The 20,807-nt window shown below is 62.8% G+C and carries 20 protein-coding genes; 12 read left to right on the forward strand and 8 right to left on the reverse strand.

Annotated elements, in window-relative coordinates:
* Positions 1-50 precede the first annotated feature (50 nt).
* Genes CW305_RS06825 through CW305_RS06835 form a run of 3 tightly spaced genes read left to right on the forward strand, consistent with a single transcriptional unit; the run spans position 51 to position 3,487 of the window.
* Complete coding sequence (locus CW305_RS06825) at positions 51-1,409, forward strand: chromosome partitioning protein ParA (protein ID WP_104097452.1); 1,359 nt, start codon at positions 51-53, stop codon at positions 1,407-1,409.
* A gap of 5 nt (positions 1,410-1,414) precedes the next feature.
* Positions 1,415-2,365 (forward strand): 1-aminocyclopropane-1-carboxylate deaminase/D-cysteine desulfhydrase, encoded by a 951-nt coding sequence (locus CW305_RS06830; protein ID WP_042922736.1) that lies wholly within the window; start codon positions 1,415-1,417, stop codon positions 2,363-2,365.
* Between the two features lie 18 nt (positions 2,366-2,383).
* Entirely contained in the window at positions 2,384-3,487 is a 1,104-nt protein-coding gene (locus tag CW305_RS06835; protein WP_041014193.1) for a cyclic nucleotide-binding domain-containing protein, read from the forward strand.
* 26 nt (positions 3,488-3,513) lie between these two features.
* On the opposite strand, the gene CW305_RS06840 is transcribed toward CW305_RS06835, so the two are convergent.
* Entirely contained in the window at positions 3,514-4,908 is a 1,395-nt protein-coding gene (locus CW305_RS06840; protein WP_104097453.1) for an MATE family efflux transporter, read from the reverse strand.
* 121 nt (positions 4,909-5,029) lie between these two features.
* Between CW305_RS06840 and pdxB the strand changes: the two genes are divergently transcribed.
* The 8 genes from pdxB (at position 5,030) to CW305_RS06880 (ending at position 12,852) form a co-directional block, all read left to right on the forward strand.
* On the forward strand, positions 5,030-6,175 hold the full coding sequence (gene pdxB / locus CW305_RS06845; RefSeq protein WP_104097454.1) for a 4-phosphoerythronate dehydrogenase PdxB: 1,146 nt from the start codon (positions 5,030-5,032) through the stop codon (positions 6,173-6,175).
* 88 nt (positions 6,176-6,263) lie between these two features.
* Complete coding sequence (gene dnaX / locus CW305_RS06850) at positions 6,264-8,276, forward strand: DNA polymerase III subunit gamma/tau (protein WP_104097455.1); 2,013 nt, start codon at positions 6,264-6,266, stop codon at positions 8,274-8,276.
* 18 nt (positions 8,277-8,294) lie between these two features.
* The gene (locus tag CW305_RS06855; protein WP_003294866.1) at positions 8,295-8,621 is read left to right on the forward strand and encodes a YbaB/EbfC family nucleoid-associated protein; all 327 of its coding nucleotides are present in this window, start codon (positions 8,295-8,297) and stop codon (positions 8,619-8,621) included.
* Between the two features lie 162 nt (positions 8,622-8,783).
* The gene (gene recR, locus CW305_RS06860) at positions 8,784-9,383 is read left to right on the forward strand and encodes a recombination mediator RecR (RefSeq protein ID WP_014820524.1); all 600 of its coding nucleotides are present in this window, start codon (positions 8,784-8,786) and stop codon (positions 9,381-9,383) included.
* Positions 9,384-9,528: 145 nt separating this feature from the next.
* Positions 9,529-10,518: an ABC transporter substrate-binding protein gene (locus tag CW305_RS06865; RefSeq protein ID WP_014820523.1), complete on the forward strand. Its 990-nt coding sequence runs from the start codon at positions 9,529-9,531 to the stop codon at positions 10,516-10,518.
* 103 nt (positions 10,519-10,621) lie between these two features.
* Positions 10,622-11,368, forward strand: a complete 747-nt coding sequence (locus CW305_RS06870; RefSeq protein ID WP_104097456.1) for an ABC transporter ATP-binding protein — start codon at positions 10,622-10,624, stop codon at positions 11,366-11,368.
* Positions 11,365-12,138, forward strand: a complete 774-nt coding sequence (locus CW305_RS06875) for an ABC transporter permease (RefSeq protein ID WP_014820521.1) — start codon at positions 11,365-11,367, stop codon at positions 12,136-12,138. The genes CW305_RS06870 and CW305_RS06875 overlap by 4 nt, the downstream gene beginning before the upstream one ends.
* A gap of 9 nt (positions 12,139-12,147) precedes the next feature.
* Positions 12,148-12,852: a type 2 periplasmic-binding domain-containing protein gene (locus tag CW305_RS06880; protein ID WP_104097457.1), complete on the forward strand. Its 705-nt coding sequence runs from the start codon at positions 12,148-12,150 to the stop codon at positions 12,850-12,852.
* A gap of 28 nt (positions 12,853-12,880) precedes the next feature.
* Here CW305_RS06880 and CW305_RS06885 read toward each other — a convergent pair whose 3' ends face one another.
* The 4 genes from CW305_RS06885 to hemN form a co-directional block, all read right to left on the reverse strand.
* Entirely contained in the window at positions 12,881-13,483 is a 603-nt protein-coding gene (locus tag CW305_RS06885; RefSeq protein ID WP_104097458.1) for an SCO family protein, read from the reverse strand.
* 47 nt (positions 13,484-13,530) lie between these two features.
* Positions 13,531-14,079 carry an adenine phosphoribosyltransferase gene (locus CW305_RS06890; RefSeq protein WP_014820518.1) on the reverse strand — a complete coding sequence of 183 codons (549 nt, stop codon included), beginning with the start codon at positions 14,077-14,079 and terminating at the stop codon, positions 13,531-13,533.
* 27 nt (positions 14,080-14,106) lie between these two features.
* Positions 14,107-14,841, reverse strand: coding sequence for a fumarate/nitrate reduction transcriptional regulator Fnr (fnr, locus tag CW305_RS06895; protein WP_014820517.1), 735 nt, complete (start codon positions 14,839-14,841; stop codon positions 14,107-14,109).
* A 117-nt stretch (positions 14,842-14,958) separates the two neighbouring features.
* Positions 14,959-16,335 (reverse strand): oxygen-independent coproporphyrinogen III oxidase, encoded by a 1,377-nt coding sequence (gene hemN, locus CW305_RS06900; RefSeq protein ID WP_104097459.1) that lies wholly within the window; start codon positions 16,333-16,335, stop codon positions 14,959-14,961.
* Between the two features lie 206 nt (positions 16,336-16,541).
* Between hemN and nadE the strand changes: the two genes are divergently transcribed.
* Complete coding sequence (nadE, locus tag CW305_RS06905; RefSeq protein WP_014820515.1) at positions 16,542-17,369, forward strand: ammonia-dependent NAD(+) synthetase; 828 nt, start codon at positions 16,542-16,544, stop codon at positions 17,367-17,369.
* 18 nt (positions 17,370-17,387) lie between these two features.
* Here the strand turns inward: nadE and CW305_RS06910 are convergent, their stop codons facing one another.
* The 3 genes from CW305_RS06910 to CW305_RS06920 all read right to left on the reverse strand — a co-directional run bounded on the left by CW305_RS06910 (position 17,388) and on the right by CW305_RS06920 (position 20,803).
* Positions 17,388-18,104 (reverse strand): sulfite exporter TauE/SafE family protein, encoded by a 717-nt coding sequence (locus tag CW305_RS06910; protein ID WP_044314029.1) that lies wholly within the window; start codon positions 18,102-18,104, stop codon positions 17,388-17,390.
* Positions 18,097-18,309 carry a cbb3-type cytochrome oxidase assembly protein CcoS gene (gene ccoS, locus CW305_RS06915; RefSeq protein ID WP_044314028.1) on the reverse strand — a complete coding sequence of 71 codons (213 nt, stop codon included), beginning with the start codon at positions 18,307-18,309 and terminating at the stop codon, positions 18,097-18,099. Before ccoS ends, CW305_RS06910 begins: the two co-directional genes overlap by 8 nt.
* Positions 18,310-18,388: 79 nt before the next feature.
* On the reverse strand, positions 18,389-20,803 hold the full coding sequence (locus CW305_RS06920) for a heavy metal translocating P-type ATPase (RefSeq protein WP_104097460.1): 2,415 nt from the start codon (positions 20,801-20,803) through the stop codon (positions 18,389-18,391).
* Positions 20,804-20,807: the final 4 nt, after the last annotated feature.

Genomic DNA, 20,807 nt, shown 5'->3' on the forward strand with positions numbered 1-20,807 from the left:
CGTTCCGCTAATCGCTGGCTCGCAGTTGCGGGCGATAAAGGAAATCGAGCATGCAGAACAAACCGCAGATGGTCGAAGCCGTCCTGTTCTTCAATGAGGGCTCCATCTGCAAGGAAATGCTGTATCCCGAATTCGAAGCGGTGCTGGATGGGGTGGTCGCTCTACCCGAGTTCGCAGACCGCCAGATGCATGCTGTCTACGTAATGATCAATCCGCGGCTGCAGGTGCGCGCCGCGGTGTTTTTCTGTCTCGACTTCAATGATGACGGCTCTGCCGACGCCGGTTGGAACATTCCCCTGCGTCAGTTGGCCGAGCGTACCGGGCGTGGTCCGGACATGGGGGCCGGACCGATTCGCCTGGCCTGCCGCAGCCAGTGCCCGGTCTCCTGGCACCAGATGCACATGTGGGACCCCAAGGTCGGTCCCGAACGCAATGATCTGGTTGTGTTGCGCGAGACCATCAAGCGCAACCAGCTCGGCCTGCTGGTCGAAGAGGAGACGCCTCAGGCCGTACCTGCGGAACGTCTGCAGATGGTCGCCGAAGACACCTGGTATGCAGCCGAGGCCGGCAAGGACGCAGCTGCGAAACGTTCCGAAAGCCATGAGCGTGAACAGCGGCAGAAGGCTGCGCTGCTGATCAAGCAACAGCGCCAACGCATTACCAACCTCGAGCGTCTGCGCGAAGAAGACGCGCTCAAGCTCACGGCTGCCGCGGAGAAGGAACGCAAGGCACTGCAGGAGGAGATCCGCACGCTGCAGCAGAAATTGCAACAGCAGACCGAGCTGAACGCCAGCCTGCATGCGCAGATGACCGCCCAGGGCGAGAGTTTCCAGAAAGCGCGTGAGGAAATGAGCAAGCAGCTGCGTACGCTGGAGGTCAGCGGTCGGGTTGAGATCGGCGCCGCCCGGGAGCAGTTCGAGCATGAAGCCCAGGCCCGTATCGCGGCGGCGATTGCGGAGTACAAGGAGCAGGTGGCGATCCGCGATGTCGAGCTGGCCTACCGCAACGAACTGGATGCACAGCTGGAAGAGGAAATCCAGCGGCTCAAGGCCGAGTGCGAAACGCTGCGCCACAGCGGTGACCGGGTGCTGGAGGAACTGTCTCGACAAGGGGTCGTGTTCATGGCCTACCACCCGGGTGCCGGGCATCTGACGATCGCATTGCAGGACCTGGCCCGCTACCGCGCCAATCCTCTGGCTTATGCGGCTGCCAAGTGCTTTGTCTCCGAGGAGCAGTACCGACAGTGGCTGGAGCATTATCAGAAGCCGGCCTGCGTCGCGGCGCTTTCCAGCGGTGAGCGTTGCGCGATGCCCCTGGACAAGATCGATGCGCCGAGTCGCTTCGTGATCGGCGAATCCAACTGCTGCGCCCGGCACCGCAAGGAAGACCGGCAGCGCACCGGCAGCTGAGCGGTTTGTCCTCCGTTCAATCCGATCTCGGCTTCGATGCTCCGCTGATCCTGCAGCCGCTGTCATTGGACTGGCTCGCGCGCAGCGGGGTCGAGGTTGCGGTGCTGCGGCTCGATCTGCTGGATCCCGAGCTGTCCGGCAACAAGTGGTTCAAATTGGTAAAGCATCTCGATGCAGCGCGTTCTGTCGCTGCGCCGGGGCTGATCAGTCTCGGCGGCCCGCACTCCAATCATCTGCATGCGCTGGCTGCAGCCGGCCGCCGACTCGGCCTGCCTACTGTCGGCCTGCTGCGCGGCCATGAGCAGGTAACGCCAACGGTCGCCGATTTACGTGGCTGGGGCATGCAGCTGCATTGGCTCGGCTACGCAGGGTACCGGGAGCGCAATCTGCCTACCTTCTGGACGCCGTGGCGAGCGCGATATCCTGGTTTCTACTGCATCCCTGAAGGTGGCGGCGGTTTGCCCGGTGCCCTGGGGTGCGCCGGACTCGTTCCGAGAGTGGAGTCCGCGCTCGCCTCGCTCGGCTGGAAGGACTACGACGCGCTCTGGCTGGCCGCCGGCACTGGGACGACGCTGGCGGGGCTGGTCATCGGCGAGGCAGGTAGGCATCGGGTGTTCGGCGCGCTGGCAGGACCACCTTCCCACGCCGTCGATGCCGGCGTGGCCAACTTGCTCGCGCAAGCCGGCGTGGCGTCCAGCGGCTATGAACTGCTGGACGCCAGTCGTGGCGGATTTGGTCGCTTCGACAGGGAGTTGGCGCAGTTCATTCTCGATACCGAGCGCCAGGGTGGCGTGCCGCTCGATCCGATATACACTGCAAAGACCATGATGGCATTGCGCCTTTATGTCGAGCGCGGTTATTTTCCCGCCGGCACGCGGCTGATATTCGTCCATACCGGTGGACTGCAAGGGCGCCGTGCTGCTCAGGGCCAGCTGCAGAAGCTGATTGACGGATAGACGTTTGGATTTTGTCGGATGAACAAACCGCTGCACCCCGATCAGCTGCGTAATCTGGTCCCGCTCAATGGCTTGTCGCCACGCCAGTTGTGGGAGCTTCGCGTGCGCATAGTGCCGCTCGCGCTTGCGCCTGGGCAGTTGCTCGACCTTGTTGATGAGCTGAGTTCGAAACGTCATTACCTGATGTCGGGCAGCCTGCTGTTGACCGATCACGACGGGCAGCAAACGCGGCTGGTGGCGGGCACATCGGCTGCTCTACACAGTCTTGCTGCGGGCCGCCTGCTGGAGGCGAGGGCGCTGGATGACTGCCAGCTGCTGACGGTGGACAGCGCGGAGTTGGAGCGCCTGCTGTCCTGGCGCCAAGCCCTGCAAGATGTGCTGCTGCAGCTGTCGATGGAGGGCGAGGACGGCGAGTGGCTGGAGCGCCTGCTGGAGAGTCCGCTGTTCGCCCAGGTTCCACCGGCAAATATTCGCAGCATGCTCAGCCGCCTCGTTGAGATCGAGGTATCCGCCGGGCAAACCCTGCTACGCGAAGGGGAAGCCGGCGATTGCTGCTATTTCCTCAAGAGCGGCGGCGCGCAGGTCCTGAAGGCCGCCGGCAGCGGTGAGCAGCTGTTGGCCGAGCTGGAACCCGGAGCCTGTTTCGGTGAAGAGGCGCTGCTCGAGGAGCGACCGCGTAATGCCAGTGTCGCGATGGTTGAGGACGGTCGGGTGCTCCGCCTGGCGCGGGCGGACTTTCTCGAGCTGCTCAAGGCACCGGTGGTTGGCGAAGTCGATCTGGATGGCGTGGCTGATCTGCTGGCCTGCGGTGCGCAGTGGCTGGATGTGCGTCTGCTTGATGATTACGAGCAGGGCCATGCCATGCAGGCGCTGCACATGCCGCTGCACCTGCTGCGTTTGAAAACCCGTTTGCTGGACCCGCAGCGGCCCTACCTTTGCTATTGCGAAAGCGGCAAGCGCAGCGCCAACGCGGTGTTCCTACTGACGCAGCTCGGCTTCACCGCCTATGCGCTGCGTGGTGGACTCGACGCACTTGGTACCGAGGACCGCGCTGCGCTGCTTTGGGAGTGTGGCACGGGTTACCTGGCGCGCTCCGACGGCCGAATCGAACGCAGCCTATGATCCGCGCTGCCCCATCCCGACCTTTGTCAGACGGCCGCCCTGCGAAGCGCAGTGTGCAGACGAATCTCGCGTCGGGCGCTGCGGGCCAGGCGCACGCTGAGCAATAGAGCTGCGCAGCTCAGGCCGGCGATCAGGCCTTGCCATAGACCGGCAGGCCCACTGGCGGCGCCGAGGTGGTCGGTCAGGCCGAGCAGATAGCCCAACGGCAAACCGATCCCCCAGTAGGCGAAGAGGGTGTAGACCATCGTCATGCGGGTGTCCTGATAGCCGCGCAACGCGCCAGCAGCCGTGACCTGAACCACATCGGAGAACTGGAACAGCGCGGCGTAGAGGAACAGGCTGGCAGCGACGGCGACCACGGCCGGATCAGGGGTATAGATCCGCGCGATCTGCTCGCTGAACAGCAGCATGGCGCTGGCGGAAAAGCAGGCATATACCAGGGCGGCGCCGATCCCGACGCCGGCGACAAAGCGAGCGTCGCGTGGAGCGTTGCGGCCCAGCTCCTGACCAATGCGCACGGTCACCGCCATACCCAGCGACAGTGGAATCATGAAGATCAGCGACGTGAAGTTCAGTGCGATCTGGTGACCGGCGACGACCGTTGCCCCGAGGGCGCCGATCAGCAGGGCGATCACCGAGAAGATGCTGGCCTCGGCAAACACCGCGACCCCGATTGGTACGCCGACCGAAAGCAGATGACGCAGCATCGGCCAGCGTGGCCATTCGAAGTGAGAAAACAGCTGACTGGCCTGATAGGCCGGTGCGCGCTTAACCCAGACGCTCATCGCCACCAACATGAACAGCATCACCAATGCCGTGGAAACGCCGCAACCGACGCCGCCCATCGCCGGCACGCCGAACTTGCCGTAGATGAACACATAGTTCAGCGGAATGTTCAGCAGCAGGCCGAGGATACCGATCACCATGCTTGGCCGCGGATGGCCCAGCCCGTCGCTGAAACAGCGCAGCACTTGATACAGCGCGACAGCGGGAAATCCGCAGGCGACAGCGCGCAGGTAGTCCATGGTCGGCTCGACCAGGGCCGGTTCGACACGCATCAGGTGCAGGACGGGCTCCGCGTTCCACATCAATGATGCACTGAGCACACCGATGCCGCCGCCCATCCACAACGCCTGGCGAACCAGCGGGCCGATTTCGCCATGCCGTCCTGCGCCGAAGCGCTGCGCGACGTTCGGCGTGGTCGCCAGGGTGATTCCGCAGACGAGCAGATAGACCGGCACCCAGATCGAGTTGCCTAGCGCGACGGCGGCCAGGTCCTGCGGGCTTACGCGTCCGGCCATAACGGTATCGACGAAACCCATCGCCGTGCTGGCCAGCTGGGCGATCATCATGGGTAGGGCAAGGGCAAAGAGGGTGCGCAATTCGAGGCGGACCCGTCTGAGTCTGAGCTCAGTGGGCATTACTGGGCGTTCCGGTTGTATACAAGAAGCGCGCTAGTCTACGCCGCGTGGCTACGCTCAGGAAGGCGGCAAAGCAGTGGCAAGCCGTCTAGAATGTGGTCCCCCTCACCGGAGCCGTGCAATGCATATCCTCGCCGATGAAAACATTCCGCTGGTCGATGAGTTCTTTGCCGGTTTCGGCGAGATTCGCCGCATGCCCGGCCGCAGCATCAATCGAGCCGCGCTGGAGAATGTCGACGTGCTGCTGATTCGCTCGGTGACGCGGGTCGACCGCGAGATGCTGGAAGGCAGCGCAGTGCGATTCGTCGGGACCTGCACGATAGGCACCGATCATTTGGATCTTGATTATTTCGAGCAGGCCGGCATCGAGTGGGCCAGCGCACCGGGGTGCAACGCGCGGGGCGTGGTCGACTATGTGCTGGGCAGCTTGCTCGCGCTGTCGGAGGTGCGCGGTGAAGCGCTGGCCCGGCGGCGTTTCGGCGTGGTCGGTGCCGGTGAGGTGGGCGGGCGGCTGCTCGAAGTGCTGCGCGGGCTTGGCTGGGACGTGCGCGTCTGCGATCCACCGCGGCAGGTCCGCGAGGCAGGCGATTTCGTCTCGCTGGATGAGATCCTCGCGGAGTGCGATGTGATCAGCCTGCACACGCCGCTGACCCTGGGGGGCGACTGGCCGACCTTTCACCTGTTCGATCAGGCGCGACTGTCGAGGTTGCGACCCGGTACCTGGCTGATCAATGCCAGTCGGGGTGCTGTGGTGGACAATGCCGCGCTGCGCGACCTGCTATTGCAGCGGCCGGACCTGGAGGCCGTGCTGGATGTCTGGGAAGGCGAGCCTCAGGTCGACGTCGCCCTGGCCGGCTTGTGCCGTATCGCTACGCCGCACATCGCCGGGTACAGCCTGGACGGCAAGCTGCGCGGTACGGCGCAGATATACGCGGCGCTTTGCGCGGCGCGTGGTGTCGAGCCGGCTATCGAACTGGCGCAGCTGATGCCCGGCCCGGCACTCACCGAGCTGGCGTTTGCATCCTCCGCAGAGCCCGCCGAGATGCTGGCCACACTGTGCCGGGCGGTCTACGATCCGCGTCGCGACGATGCTGACTTCCGCCGCAGCCTGCTTGGCGATGAGGCGCAGCGTCGGGCCGGGTTCGATCTGCTGCGCAAACAGTATCCGCCGAGGCGCGAGATCGATGGCCTCAAGGTGCGGATCGGCGGGCACAACCCGGCGCTGGATACGATAATCGAGGCGCTTGGTGCGCGATTGCTGGGCTAGCCGGCGGTTCGAGTGCAGCCCGGATGCAATTTCCATCCTGCTCCGCTAGCATTACCCGTCCTCTGCCTTGTCCCCCCGCGATGGTGTTATGAGTTATCAGGTTCTTGCACGAAAATGGCGTCCGCGCTCGTTCCGCGAAATGGTCGGCCAGACGCATGTGCTCAAGGCCCTGATCAACGCGCTGGACAACCAGCGCCTGCACCACGCTTACCTGTTCACCGGCACGCGAGGCGTGGGCAAGACGACCATTGCGCGGATCATTGCCAAGTGCCTGAACTGTGAAACCGGGGTCAGCTCGACGCCCTGCGGTGTGTGTTCGGTATGCCGGGAAATCGACGAGGGGCGCTTCGTCGATCTGATCGAGGTGGACGCCGCGAGCCGTACCAAGGTCGAAGACACCCGCGAGCTGCTGGACAACGTGCAGTACGCGCCGAGCCGCGGGCGCTACAAGGTTTACCTGATCGACGAAGTGCACATGCTCTCGTCGCACTCATTCAATGCGCTGCTCAAGACCCTCGAGGAGCCGCCGCCCCACGTCAAGTTCCTGCTGGCGACCACCGATCCGCAAAAACTGCCGGTCACCATCCTCTCGCGCTGCCTGCAATTCTCCCTGAAGAACATGCCGCCCGAGCGGGTGGTCGAGCACCTCACTCATGTGCTGGGCGTCGAGAACGTTCCCTTCGAAGACGATGCGTTGTGGCTGCTGGGGCGTGCCGCCGATGGCTCGATGCGCGATGCGATGAGCCTGACCGATCAGGCGATCGCCTTCGGTGAAGGCAAGGTGCTGGCCGCCGATGTGCGCGCCATGCTCGGCACCCTCGATCATGGTCAGGTCTATGGTGTGCTGCAGGCATTGCTTGATGGCGATGCCAGAGCGTTGCTCGAGGCCGTTCGCCACTTGGCGGAGCAGGGGCCGGACTGGGCTGGCGTGCTGGCCGAAATCCTCAATGTGCTGCACCGCGTCGCCATCGCCCAGGCGCTGCCGGAGGCAGTGGACAATGGCCAGGGCGATCGTGATCGCGTGCTGGCGTTGGCTCAGGCGCTACCGGCCGAAGATGTGCAGTTCTACTATCAGATGGGATTGATCGGCCGGCGCGATCTGCCGCTGGCGCCTGATCCTCGCAGCGGTTTCGAAATGGTGCTGCTGCGCATGCTGGCATTTCGTCCTGCAGGCAGTGATGGCGCACCGCGAACACCGCTAAAGACACTGGGAATCAGCCCGGCCACAGCTGATTCCAAGCCCGCAGCGGTGGCCGATTCCGCTCCCGCTGGCGTGTCGTCCTCTCCATCCGCTGCGATTGCCGTAGCAGCTGCGCCAGAGCCCGCTCCCGTTGCGCCGGCCGTTACCATGCCAGTGAACGTGCCGGCTCCCACGCCCTCGGCAGTGACCCCGGTCGCCACTCATGTGGTGGAAGCGCCGCAGGCCGCGCCTGTCATCGATGTGCCGTGGAATGAGCCGCCTGACGTACCGCCCGTCGCGGTCGAGGCTGATGCCGTTTTACCCGAACCTGTACCGGTGGACGGCGCTGCCGATCACGTGGCGTCCGTGGTACAGGTCGAAGAGCCGGATGATGACGAACCGCCGCTGACGGACGAGGACTACTTCGAGGTCGAGAACCAGGCCGAGGCCTATCTGGACGAACTGGAACACTCAAGGGATGAGCCGGAGCCCGTCGAGCCACTGCCTGCGGTAGAGCCTGCGACCGGGCTGGCTGCCGAGTGGCTGGAGCTTTATCTCAAGCTCGGCTTGTCCGGTCTTACCGGCAGCATTGCCGCCAACTGTACGTTGATCGCCGTGGAAGGCGATCGTTGGCTGATGCATCTCGATCCTGCGCAGAGCGCACTATTCAACCCCACGCAACAGCGGCGACTCAACGACGCCCTGAATCAATACCACGGGCGTACGCTACAGCTCGAGATCGTGCTGCAGAAGCCGGAGCAGGAAACGCCTGCGCAGGCCGCCCAGCGTCGCCGTGCCGAGCGGCAGCGTGCCGCGGAACAGTCGATTCACGCAGATCCCCTGGTCCGGCAGCTCATGCAGCAGTTCGCCGCTGTGATCCGCGAAGGCACCATCGAACCCGTAGAACACTCCGAAACCTGATTAATTGAGGTGATTCCCATGATGAAAGGTGGCATGGCCGGCCTGATGAAGCAGGCGCAGCAGATGCAGGAAAAAATGCAGAAGATGCAGGAGGAACTGGCGAACGCCGAGGTGACGGGCCAGTCTGGCGCCGGGCTGGTCAGCGTGGTGATGAACGGTCGCCATGACGTCAAGCGGGTCAGCCTCGACGACAGCCTGATGCAGGAAGACAAGGAAATCCTGGAAGACCTGATCGCTGCCGCCGTCAATGACGCAGTACGCAAGATCGAGCAGAACAGCCAGGACAAGATGGCCGGCATGACCGCCGGCATGCAGCTTCCGCCAGGCTTCAAGATGCCTTTCTAACTCGAACGGCCAGTCGGCGCGCATGGGCGCGCCACTCGAGGCGGGGCATCGTCATTTACGCGCAGTAGACTCCGATGTCCCGCTTTCTTGCCTCTGGTCCGGCAAACCGCCTGCCTGAACCCCTGGCACTGTGCTGCCCCTTTGCATAGCGACGCTTAATTTATGAGCTTCAGTCCCCTGATCCGCCAACTCATCGACGCCCTGCGCATTCTTCCCGGCGTGGGCCAGAAAACTGCACAGCGCATGGCGTTGCAGCTACTGGAGCGGGATCGCAGCGGCGGCTTACGCCTGGCGCAAGCGCTGAGCAAAGCGATGGAAGGGGTCGGCTACTGCCGGCAGTGTCGTACCCTTACCGAAGACGACCTGTGCCCGCAATGCGCCGACCCGCGACGCGACGATTCGCTACTCTGCGTGGTGCAGAGCCCGGTGGACGTTTTCGCCGTCGAGCAGACGGGCTTTCGCGGGCGCTACTTCGTGCTCAAGGGGCATCTGTCGCCGCTCGATGGTTTGGGCCCTGAAGCGATCGGCATTCCCGAGCTTCTGGCGCGTGTTGCAGATGGTGCGTTCACTGAAGTCATTCTCGCGACAAACCCGACGGTGGAAGGCGAGGCAACGGCGCATTACATCGCGCAGATGCTGATTCCAAAGGGGCTGACCATCAGCCGAATCGCTCACGGCGTTCCACTGGGCGGCGAGCTGGACCTGGTCGACGGCGGAACCCTGGCCCACGCACTGGCCGGCCGCAAGACAATCCGCCTATAACCCAAAGTACTGACGATATGCCACCTCGGTAGTGCAGTTTTCTGGGTGATTCAGGTAAAGTTCTAAGCCATCAACATTAGATAACTAAAACGAATATAGTCCTTCGTTCTGGTTATATGTACTGGCTATCCGAATCGAGGTCGAAATGAAAGCAAAGCATTGGCTGGTTCCAGCTCTGCTGCTGCTGAGCGCGTTTGCTCAGGCGCAGGAGAAGTTCAAGGTTGGCTACATCCGTGTGATGGACGATGCCCAGGCCATGGTTGCACACGAGGCCGGTCTGTATAAGAAGCATGGCCTTGACGTCGAGCTGATCGAGTTCAGTTCCGGTACCGACCTGATCAAGGCGATCGTCGGCGGGCAGTTGGATACCGGCGTCCTCGGCTTTACCAATGCGGTGGCCTGGGCCTCCAAAGGTGCTGACCTCAAGGTGGTCGGTGGCGCTCAGCAGGGCTACCACTCCATCGTGGCGCTTGAGGGTTCGGGTATCGAGAAGGTTGCCGACCTGAAGGGCAAGATCCTCGCTTCGCAGAAAGAGGGGAGCACCGCTGATGCAGTGCTGCGTGGCGTGACCTTGAAGAATGCCGAACTCAAGCCGAGCGACGTCAACATCATGGGTGTCAGCCCGGCCGTTGCGGTGCAGTCGCTGGTGTCCGGGCGTGTCGATGCGGCGTTCCTGTTCGAGCCGTATGATCGCATCGCGCAGCTGGTTGCCCCGGTTCAGCAGGTCTACGAGATCGGTGAAGTGTGGCCATTCCCGTGCATGGTGGTGATCACCTCCGGCGATACCCTGGCCAAGCGCAAGGATGCCGTCTGGAAGTCGCTGGACGCCCAGCGCGATGCCATCGAAATGCTCGACAAGCAGCCTGCCGAGGCAGCCAAGCTGATCGCCGACTACTTCATCGCCGAGCCGACGCTGAAGACGCTCAAGCGTGGTGAGCTCGCTCGCGAGGTTGTCATTGAGGAGGCGATCGGGACCCAGACCTTCAGCGCCAAGCTTGGCAAGGACGATCTGGCGCGCATCCAGGAGCTGGCGGACATTCTGCAGGAGCTCGGTTCGCTGAAGACCCGCGATGGCAAGCCGTTCGACACCAGTGCCATCGTCGATCTGTCCTGGCAGGAAGCTCGCGAACTCTGATCGCTTGACTCTGGTTTGAAACTACACGGGCCCGGCCTTTGTGCCGGGCCGTTTGCATCGCCCGCATTGCCGGGCAATTTCGTTTCTGGATTTGCGAATTTTTATGCAACTCAGGTTTGAAGAAGTAGACAAGCGCTTCGGGCAGCTCGAAGTCATCAAGGGCTTCAGCGGTGAGTTCGCCCAGGGTGAGCTGGTGGCTCTGGTTGGACCTTCGGGTTGCGGCAAGTCGACCCTGCTGCATCTGGTTGCCGGGCTGGAGAAGCCCAGTGCGGGCCGGGTGCTTGCTGACGAAAAGCCGATCACCGAGCCGAGCCCCCGACGTACGCTGGTGTTCCAGGAGCATGCCCTCTATCCCTGGCTCAGCCTGCAGGGCAACGTTGCCATGGCGCTGGAACTGCAGGGCGTCGCCAAGGCCAGCGCGTTCGTACAGGCGCAGGCCTGGCTCGAGCGTGTCGGCCTCAATGGATTCGAGCATTACTATCCGCACCAGGTTTCCGGCGGCATGCGCCAACGCACGGCCCTCGCCCGTGCATTCATCGCCAAACCCGAGGTGCTGTTGCTGGACGAGCCGTTTGGCGCCCTCGATGCCCTGACCCGAATGGCATTGCAGGACGTGTTGCGTGAGCTGATCGAGGAGCATCAGCCGACGGTGCTGTTGGTCACCCATGATGTCGATGAGGCCCTTTACCTGGCCGATCACGTTCTGGTGTTCAGCGCGCGGCCGACTCGCGTGCTGAAAACCTTCAACTTCACCCATTGCGAGAAGAGCCACGACCTGTCCGACTTCGCTGCCGAGCGTAAGGAAATTCTCAGTCTGCTGGGTATCAAGACGGAGGTAGCGCATCCATGAGTCAGGCTCGCCGTCTTACTGGCCCAAAGAAGTACCTCGCGGTCGTTCTGGCCATCCTGTTCATTCTTCTGATCTGGCAGGCCGCAGCATGGAGTTTGCCGGCCTTTCTGATGCCAGGTATCCCGACCGTCTTCGAGCGTCTGTTCAGCACTATCCAGGAGCCAGAGTTCCGCGAAGGGCTTTACGGCAGTATGAGTCGCCTCGGCAGCGGCTACAGCTTCGCGCTGCTGTTCGGTATCGGTTTCGGCCTGGTGGGTGGGGTACTGTTCTTCTTTCGCGAGATCCTGCGCTCGGCCATCGTCATTCTGCAGTCGATTCCGTCGATCGCCTGGGTGCCGTTGTTTCTGATCGTGATGGGTTTCGGCAATCTGCCGATCATCGTGGTGGTCGCCCTGGCCGCGTTCTTCCCGATGGCGCTGTCGGTGATGAATGCCACCGAGAGCGTGCAGCCGGTGCACGTCGCCGCGGCGCGGGTGATGGGTGCCTCGCGCTGGCAGCTGCTGCGCCGCGTTTATCTGCCCGCCGTGATGCCAGAGTTGATCACCGGCGCGCAGCTGGCCTTCGGTAACGCCTGGCGTGCACTGATCTCCGCCGAGATGCTGATTGGTTTCGGCCAGGGGCTCGGGCGTTCGCTCGCGTACTCGGGCGAGATTGCTGACATGGTTGGCGTGATGATGAACATTCTGGTCATCGCCATTCTCGCCACGCTGATCGATCAGGTTGTACTGGAGAAGTTCAAGCAGCGGATGCTTCGCTATCAGTACGTCTGAGGCCATTGCATGTCTGTTCCTTCGCGCATTGCCATATGGCTCGTTCTGTTGATGCCGGTCGCGGCGATGGCCGAGTCGTTGCGGGTGCAACTGCCCGAACATCGGGTGTTGTCCAGCAGCGAAACGGAGAGTTTCGAGTCGGCGCTGATCGAGCAATTGGCCGAAGCGCTTGGGCGTTCCGGGTCTTCCGTGGTCAGCGCAGATGACGCTGAAGTGCGCCTGGTCGCAGGCGATCGGGTCGGCCCGGCCACTTACTATCATGCTGTGCCTGCCGCGCTAAGCGCGACGGAAGGTGAGTTGCTTGCCTGGTCCGATCTTCAGGGGCAGACGGTTTGCGTCAATCACGCGAGTCCATATGGAGCGTTGCTTAGCGAGCGCTTCGCGGCGGTGCCTCGGGAATATCCGAGCGCGGCGCATGCGCTGATCGGACTCAAGCTTGGTGAGTGCGCTGCGGTTGTCGAAGATGATGTGCTGCTGACGGAGATCGCCACCTTGCCCGAGTGGCGGCGCTACAAGCACCTGTTACCGTCGCTTTTCGATGCCGGGTGGCAGCTAAGCCTGACGGTCGCCGATGACGCTAACCTGCAGCAGCAGATCAACGCGCTCTTGGCGCAATGGTCAGCAGAAGGGCGGTTGGCGGGGCTGACCCAGCAATGGGTCGATGAGGTGGCGTTTCAGGCATATGTGTTGGCCGATACCCTGGACTGCCACTGATTCGGTAATTCGGCTTCGATGGCCAGGTTCAGCGTTCGTTCTCGAGTATCTGCGGCAGCATCCGCTGCAAGCCCTCCAGTTTCAGCGGCGCACGAATATGCCCGCGCAGGCTGCCATCCGGTGCGACCAAGGCCAGATTTCCGCTGTGACTGACACTGTAGTCGCCTTCTGTTTCGCGCGCCGGAACGAAAGGGAGACCCAGTGCCCTGGATAGCCTTAGCAGTTGCTCCATGTCGCCGGTCAAGCCGCTGAAACCGGCGCGGTAGTAGCTCAGGTAGGCCTTGAGTTGTTCCGGCGTATCGCGCGCGGGATCGGCGCTGACCAATACCACCTGCAGCTGCTCGCGAGTCTCGGGCGGTAGCTGGCTGAGCAGCCGACGCATGTCGCTCAGCGTGGTCGGGCAGATGTCGGGGCAGGCGGTAAAGCCGAAGAACAGGATGTGCCAGCGCCCCTGCAGCGACGAAGTACTAAAAGGCTGGCCGTCCTGGTCGATCAGCTCGAGCTGGGGAATGGGCCGTTCACGCGGCAGCAGCAGGATATTCGCCTGGTCCAGCAGTGCATCGCGATCGAGTGCGAACCCGGGAGGAGTACAGGCCAGAACTAGGATAAGCAGACTGCACCTTAACGTCATTAACACGGGCAGATCCTTTACCTAGCAGCGGCGCGGAGAATTCGCCGTCAGCGGTCGCTTAGGGCGAAGGCGGTCAGAGTGAACGTGGGAATGCCAATGTCCTGAAGTTTCTGCGATCCGCCCAGTTCGGGCAAATCGATGATGGCAGCGGCCTCATGAATGCTCGCGCGCATGCGCCGCACAAGCTGTGCAGCGGCTAGCAGCGTGCCGCCGGTCGCAATCAGGTCATCGAACAACAGCACCGAATCGCCCTCGCAAAGGCTGTCGGCGTGAATCTCCAGATGCGCTTCGCCATATTCGGTGCTGTAGGCCTGCGAGAGCACGTCGGCCGGCAGCTTGCCCTGCTTGCGAAACAGCACCAGAGGTTTGTTCAGCTCATAGGCGAGAATCGAGCCGACCAGGAACCCTCGTGCATCAAGCGCGCCGATATGTGTGAAGTCGGCCTCCACATAGCGCTGAATGAAGCTGTCAGCCACCATGCGTAGCGCCTTTGGCGACTGGAATAGCGGGGTGATGTCGCGAAACACCACACCCGGGCGGGGAAAGTCCTGCACCGGGCGGATCAGGGTCTTGATGCTGAACTCGTCGAAGATCATCGGATCTGCTACTCCAAACGCGCTGACTCAGACATCCATTGCGCCGCCGGCTAGGGCGCACAGTCCGATGGAATCCAGAATGCGTACTTCCTTGCCCTCGGCCTCGAGTAAGCCACTCTGCTGAAAACGGGTGAATACACGGGAAACGGTCTCGACTGCCAGCCCCAGGTAATTGCCGATCTCGTTGCGCGACATCGGCAGGCGGAACTGATTGGCCGAGAAGCCGCGTGCGCTGAAGCGTGCAGAAAGGTTGATGAGGAAGGTCGCGATGCGCTCATCGGCGGTCTTTTTCGACAGCAACAACATCATCTGCTGATCATCGCGGATTTCGCGGCTCATGATGCGCATGAGCTGGCGGCGCAGCTGCGGCAGCAGGACGCTCAGTTCGTCGAGTCGTTCGAAGGGAATTTCGCAAACCGAGGTGGTTTCCAATGCCTGCGCGGTGACTGGATAACTTTCGGTATCCATGCCGGAAAGACCGACCAGCTCGCTGGGCAGGTGGAAGCCGGTGATCTGCTCCTCGCCGCCATCGGTAACGCTGAAGGTCCGCAACGCGCCGGAGCGTACGGCGAATACGGAACTGAACACGTCGCCCTGGCGGAACAGGGTTTCGCCTTTCTTCAGGGGGCGGCCGCGTTTGACGATGTCGTCCAAAGCGTCCATGTCCTGCATGTTCAGCGACAGGGGCAGGCACAGCCCGGACAGGCTGCAATCCTTGCAATGAGCTTGCCGCTGCGCACGGACCTTGATCGATTCGGACATAGAGGGCTTCCTGGAAACCTAGTTATAGCGCGCAAGGTTAACTCAGGACGTCGGCGATGGCCAATCGGCTCAAGGGTCGCAGGCAATGATTTGGACGATAGTCTGAGGCGCTCTAGATCAGGCGCGACTGGCCTGGCTGACCTGCTCGGGGAGATAGTGGTCGAAGAGCATGCATATCGAGCGAATCAGTAGCCGGCCCGCAGGCTGAATCAGCAGATGGCTCTCGGTGATCTCGATCATCCCATCAGCGGCCATCTGCTCGAGCATCGGCCAGGCTTCGGCGAAGTACTGTCTGAACTCGATGTCATGCTCGCTCTCGATTTTCGTGAAGCTCAGCTCGAAATCGCAGATCAGAGACTGGATGACGGTGCGGCGGATATGGTCATCCTGTTTGCAGCGTAAGCCTCTGGCGGTGGCTAGCTGATGCTGATCCAGTTGGTATTGATATTGTTCGATGTCGCTGGTGTTCTGGCAGTAGAGATCACCGATCTGGCTGATGGCCGAAACGCCGAGGCCCAACAGATCGCAATGGCCATGGGTGGTGTAGCCCTGGAAGTTGCGCTGCAAGCTGCCATCTTCTTGCGCCATGGCCAGTTCATCGTCCGGCAGGGCGAAGTGGTCCACGCCTATGTAGCGGTATCCCGCGTCGGTGAGCAAATGAATGCTCTGCTCCAGCATGGCCAGCTTTTCGGCGGGGGGCGGCAGGTCGTTGGCGTTGATACGGCGCTGCGGCGCGTATTGCTCAGGCAGATGAGCATAGTTGAACAGCGAGAGCCGGTCCGGCTGCAGGTCAATGATCGCCTCAACGGTTCTGGCGAAGCGTGCTGGCGTCTGCAGCGGCAGGCCGTATATCAGATCGATGCTCAGCGAGTGGTACTGCAGCGTGCGGGCCGCCTCGATGATGGTGCGTGTTTGCTCCAGGGTCTGCATGCGATTGATGGCGCGCTGAACGTCCGGGTCCAGATCCTGCACGCCGATGCTGATGCGGTTGAAACCTAGCTCGCGGAGCAGGCCGATGGTTGGCCAATCCGCTTCCCGGGGGTCGATCTCGATACTGAAGTCGCCATGATCATCGTCCTGCAGGTTGAAGTGCTGGCGCAGATGGCCCATCAGTCGACGCAGTTGATCATGGCTGAGAAAGGTAGGTGTGCCGCCGCCAAAGTGCAGCTGCTCGACCACCTGGTCCTTGCCCAGGTGGCAGGTGATCAGCTCGATTTCTTTCTCAAGGCGTTCCAGGTAAGGCTGTGCGCGTGTCCGGTCGTTGGTCACCACCTTGTTGCGGCCGCAGTAGTAGCACGCGTTGGCGCAGAATGGCAGATGAACGTACAGCGACAGCGGGCGTGACGCCTGGCGGCTGCCGCGCAATGCGTGCAGCAGGTCGAACGAGCCGACCTTTTCATTGAACTGGGCCGCGGTCGGGTACGACGTATAGCGCGGGCCGGCCTGATCGTAGCGACGGATCAGGTCGGAATCCCAGCGAATGGAGTCGAGCATGTGGCGTTCCCGGTCATGACGGCGGTCGCTGGATTCTAGGGGCAGGGCATTGCGGCGGACTTGACCTGTATCAAACTTGATCCGACCCTAGCGCGCTGGGCCAGATCGGCGCCGACATCCGGAAGGATCGCGCTGATTGGCGGTCAGATGATCACATCAGCGTCTTATGCTTCAGCAGCGCCTTCATAACGCCAGAGGAGAGATTCATGCACAGCCGCCAGCAGGAAATCGCAACCGCGCTCAACGTCTGCGCACCATTTACCGGGCCGGAGTCGGTACAGGCCGAGATTGATCGTCGGGTTAGCTTCATCCAGACCTGCTTGCGCGAGTCGGGCCTGAAGACCTTGGTGCTCGGGATCAGTGGTGGCGTCGATTCGACCACGGCGGGTCTGCTGGCCCAGCGGGCGGTCGCCGGCATGCGCGAAGCAGGGGAAGGCGACGACTATCGCTTCATCGCCGTGCGCCTGCCTTATCAGGTGCAGCATGACGAGCATGAAGCGCAGCTGGCGGTGGATTCGATCAAGCCCGACGAGTGCCACACCGTGAACATCGGCACCGCGGTGCTGGGCCTGGCTGCCGCCACGCAGGCGCTTGATCCTTTGAGCCCGGCGCAGCGTGATTTTGTGCTGGGCAATACCAAGGCGCGGATGCGCATGGTTGCTCAGTACACGATCGCCAACGCGCGCCAGGGCCTGGTCATCGGTACCGACCATGCGGCAGAGGCGGTGATGGGCTTCTTCACCAAGTTCGGTGATGGGGCGTGCGACCTGACGCCACTGGCGGGTCTGGTGAAGGGTCAGGTTCGGCAGATAGCCGCGGCATTGGGCGCTCCCGATCAGTTGGTGCACAAGGTGCCAACCGCGGATCTCGAAGAGCTGTCACCTGGCAAGCCCGATGAGGCCGCTCATGGTGTCAGCTACCGCAACATCGATGATTTTCTGCAGGGTAAGCCGGTACCGGACGAGGCGGCCCGGATCATCATCGATACCTACGACAAGACTGCTCACAAGCGCCAGTTGCCCAAGGAGCCCTGAGCGCTCGCAAGCCTTCCGCTAGTGCGCGTGTGTCTCGTGAGATGGCGCTGAGCTATGCCCCATCAGCCACTGCTGATGAGGGCCTGGCAGCGTCCAGATACCGAACAGAATCACCATTACCCCGCCGACGACGCGCACGCCACGCTTGCGCAGCAACGCTGTCAATCGCTCGGCAGCAAGGCCGGTGGCAAGCAACACCGGCCAGGTGCCGATGCCGAACGCCAGCATCAGCAAAGCGCTATCCAGTGCATCGCCCTGGCTGGCTGACCACAACAGGGTGCTATAGACCAGGCCGCACGGTAGCCAGCCCCACAGCGCCCCCAGTATCAGGGCGCGTGGAACGCTCGTTACTGGCATGAATTTGCTAGCGATAGGCTGGATATGACGCCAGAGTCCGCGGCCTATCGACTCGATGCGTGTCAGCCCGCTCCACCAGCCGGCGAGGTACAGGCCCATGGTGATCAGCAGAAGTGCGGCGACGACTCGTAACGCCATGGCCGCTGGACTGTTGGCAACGGCCAAGCCCGCCAGGCCGATCAGGAATCCGGCAACGGCATAGCTTGATACGCGTCCGAGGTTGTAGGCGACCAGGAGGCGCAGGCGCCTGCCGTGCTGATCCGGTGGAATGGCCATGGTCAGTGCACCCATCAGGCCGCCGCACATGCCGAGGCAATGGCCGCCACCCAGTAGTCCCAAGACCAGTGCAGACAGCAGCAGGGGCAGCAGTTCAGTCACCTTTGCGTTGCTCCGGCTGATCTTCCGAGGATTCCGCTGCATCGGCTGCGGAAGGCTTCCGCGGCTCGTCGTCGTCGAACAGGATGCTGTGCGCCGGTCCGTCGAGATCGTCGAACTGCCCGCTGTCCACCGCCCAGAAGAACACCCAGATTGCGACGGCCACCAGGACCACGGCAACAGGGATGAGGATGTACAGAGCGGCCATTAGGACCTCCAGGATCCGAAGCGAAGTCTTCAGCTGCGTAAAGTGCGCCGCTGCGCCAATGACGTGCGTTGCAGCAGATTCAGCCGTGACTTGCCGGCTGACGTGTCAGCCGCAAGGCGTTCAAAACCACCAGCAGCGAGCTGAGCGACATCCCCAGCGCGGCCCATAGTGGGGTGACCCAGCCAAAGGCGGCGAAGGGCAGAATCAGGCCATTGTACAGGCTTGCCCAGGCCAGGTTCTCGATGATGATGCGGCGGCTGCGGCGTGCGACGTCGAATGCCTGCGCCAAGCTGCCTAGGCGGTTGGATAGCAGCACCGCATCAGCACTGGTCTTGGCCAGGTCGGTCGCCGAGCCCATAGCGACGCTGATATCCGCTGCGGCAAGCACCGGGACGTCGTTGACGCCGTCGCCGAGCATTAGCACCCGGTGTCCGGCGGCCTGCAATGCCTGCAATCGGGAGAGCTTGGCAGCAGGGGGCATGCCGCCTTCGGCCTCATCGATGCCCAGTTCCCTGGCAATCTGGCCGACCATCGGTGAGCTGTCACCGGATAGCAGTAGCGTCTGCCAGCCACGGGCGCGACAGGCCTCGAGGAGTGCCGGGGCATCGTCGCGAAGCCGATCGTCCAATACCAACCAGGCCAGCGGGCCTTGATCGTCGCCCAACAACAGCCATTGCCCCTGGTCGCCGGGAATGGCGGGTGCCGGTTGGGCGAAGCCTTCGGCGACGAAGCTGGGCTGACCGATCCGCAGGTTGCGACCTTCAACGTTGCCTTGCAGGCCCAGGCCCGGCACCGTTTCGACCGATTCCGCCGCCAGCGGCGCACGTCCGAAGGCGCGGGCAATCGGGTGTTCGGAGCGGTTCTCCAGGGCTGCGGCCAGCGCCAGGCAGGCATCGGCATTCAAAGCTCCGAGCGGGTGCACGGCGCTAAGTGTCAGGCGGCCCTCGGTCAGGGTACCGGTCTTGTCGAACACCACGGTATCGATATGATTCAGGCCTTCGAGCACATGCCCGCGGGTCAGCAGCAGACCGAGCTTGTGCAGCGTACCGGTGGCCGTGGTAAGTGCTGTGGGTGTCGCCAGCGACAGCGCGCATGGGCAGGTCGCGACGAGCAATGCAAGAACGATCCAGAACGCGCGTTGCGGATCGATCTGCCACCAGACCACCCCGACGACGGTTGCAACCAGCAGCACCACCAGCAGGAACCACTGCGCGACGCGGTCGGCCAGCTCGGCAAGCTTCGGTTTGTCTGCCTGAGCACGCTCCAGCAGGCGGACAATGGCGGATAAACGGGTGTCATCGCCCAAGGCCTGGACTTCCACGGTCAGCGGGCCTTCGACGTTCAGTGTGCCAGCGGTTACTGCATCGTCCACGCCGCGGGGCAGGGGCAGGTACTCACCGGTCAGTACCGATTCATCGACGCTGGACTGACCGCTGATGATGAGGCCGTCTGCCGGAATCAACGCACCGGGTTGCACCAGTACGCGGTCGCCGAGCTGCAGCTCGCTGAGCAGGATGCGATTGCTGTGACCGTCTGCGTCGAGTCTCAGGCAGGACGCAGGCAGCAAATTGACCAGTTGTGCGGTGGCGGCTGCGGTGCGTTCGCGCGCGCGCCGCTCCAGGTAGCGCCCGGCCAGCAGGAAAAGGGCAAACATGCCCACCGCGTCGAAATAGAGTTCACCCTGGCCGGTGATGGTGGACCAGATGCCGGCGACGTACGCACCGCCGATCGCCAGCGACACCGACACGTCCATGGTCAGGTGGCGGGTGCGCAAATCGCGCAGTGCTCCTTTGAAGAAGTCGGTGCAGCAGTAGAAGACGATCGGCGTGGTGAGCAGCAGGGCGGTCCAGCGAAGGGTGACGAAGAAGCTCTCCGACAGGTCCAGGTTGAACTCGGGCCAGGTGGCCATGGTGGCCATCATTACCTGCATCCACAGCAGCCCGGCTACGCCCAGCTGGCGCAGCGAACGGCGGTTCTCGCTGGCCAGGCGCTCGGCAGCCTGGTCGGCCTGGTAGGGGTGTGCTGCGTAGCCGATCCGTCGCAGCTCGCCGAGCAGCTCGCTGAGCGGCAGCTGTGCGTCGCTCCAGCGTACGTTCAGGCGATGATTGGACAGGTTGAGGCTGGCCTCGGCCACGCCGTGCAGGTTGCGCAAGTGGCGTTCGATCAGCCAGCCGCAGGCGGCGCAGCTGATCCCTTCGATCATCAGCGAAGTGCTTGCCAGATCGCCCTGGTGCTGTACGAACGGCTGTTGGACGTCCTCGCGGTCGTATAGCGCCATCTCTTCGCTCAGTTCCTGAGGGAGAGTCTGCGGGTTGACGGCGGTGTCGCTGCGGTGCTGGTAGTAGCTCTCCAGCCCACCCTTGACGATGGCTTCAGCGACGGCCTTGCAGCCTGGGCAGCACAAGGCCCGCGTCTCACCCAGCACGCGGGCCTGGAACGGACTGCCGGCTGGCACCGGCAGGCCGCAGTGGTAGCAGGGGAGGGGCTTTGCCATCAGC

This window comes from Stutzerimonas kunmingensis, assembly GCF_002929225.1.
Taxonomy (GTDB): domain Bacteria; phylum Pseudomonadota; class Gammaproteobacteria; order Pseudomonadales; family Pseudomonadaceae; genus Stutzerimonas.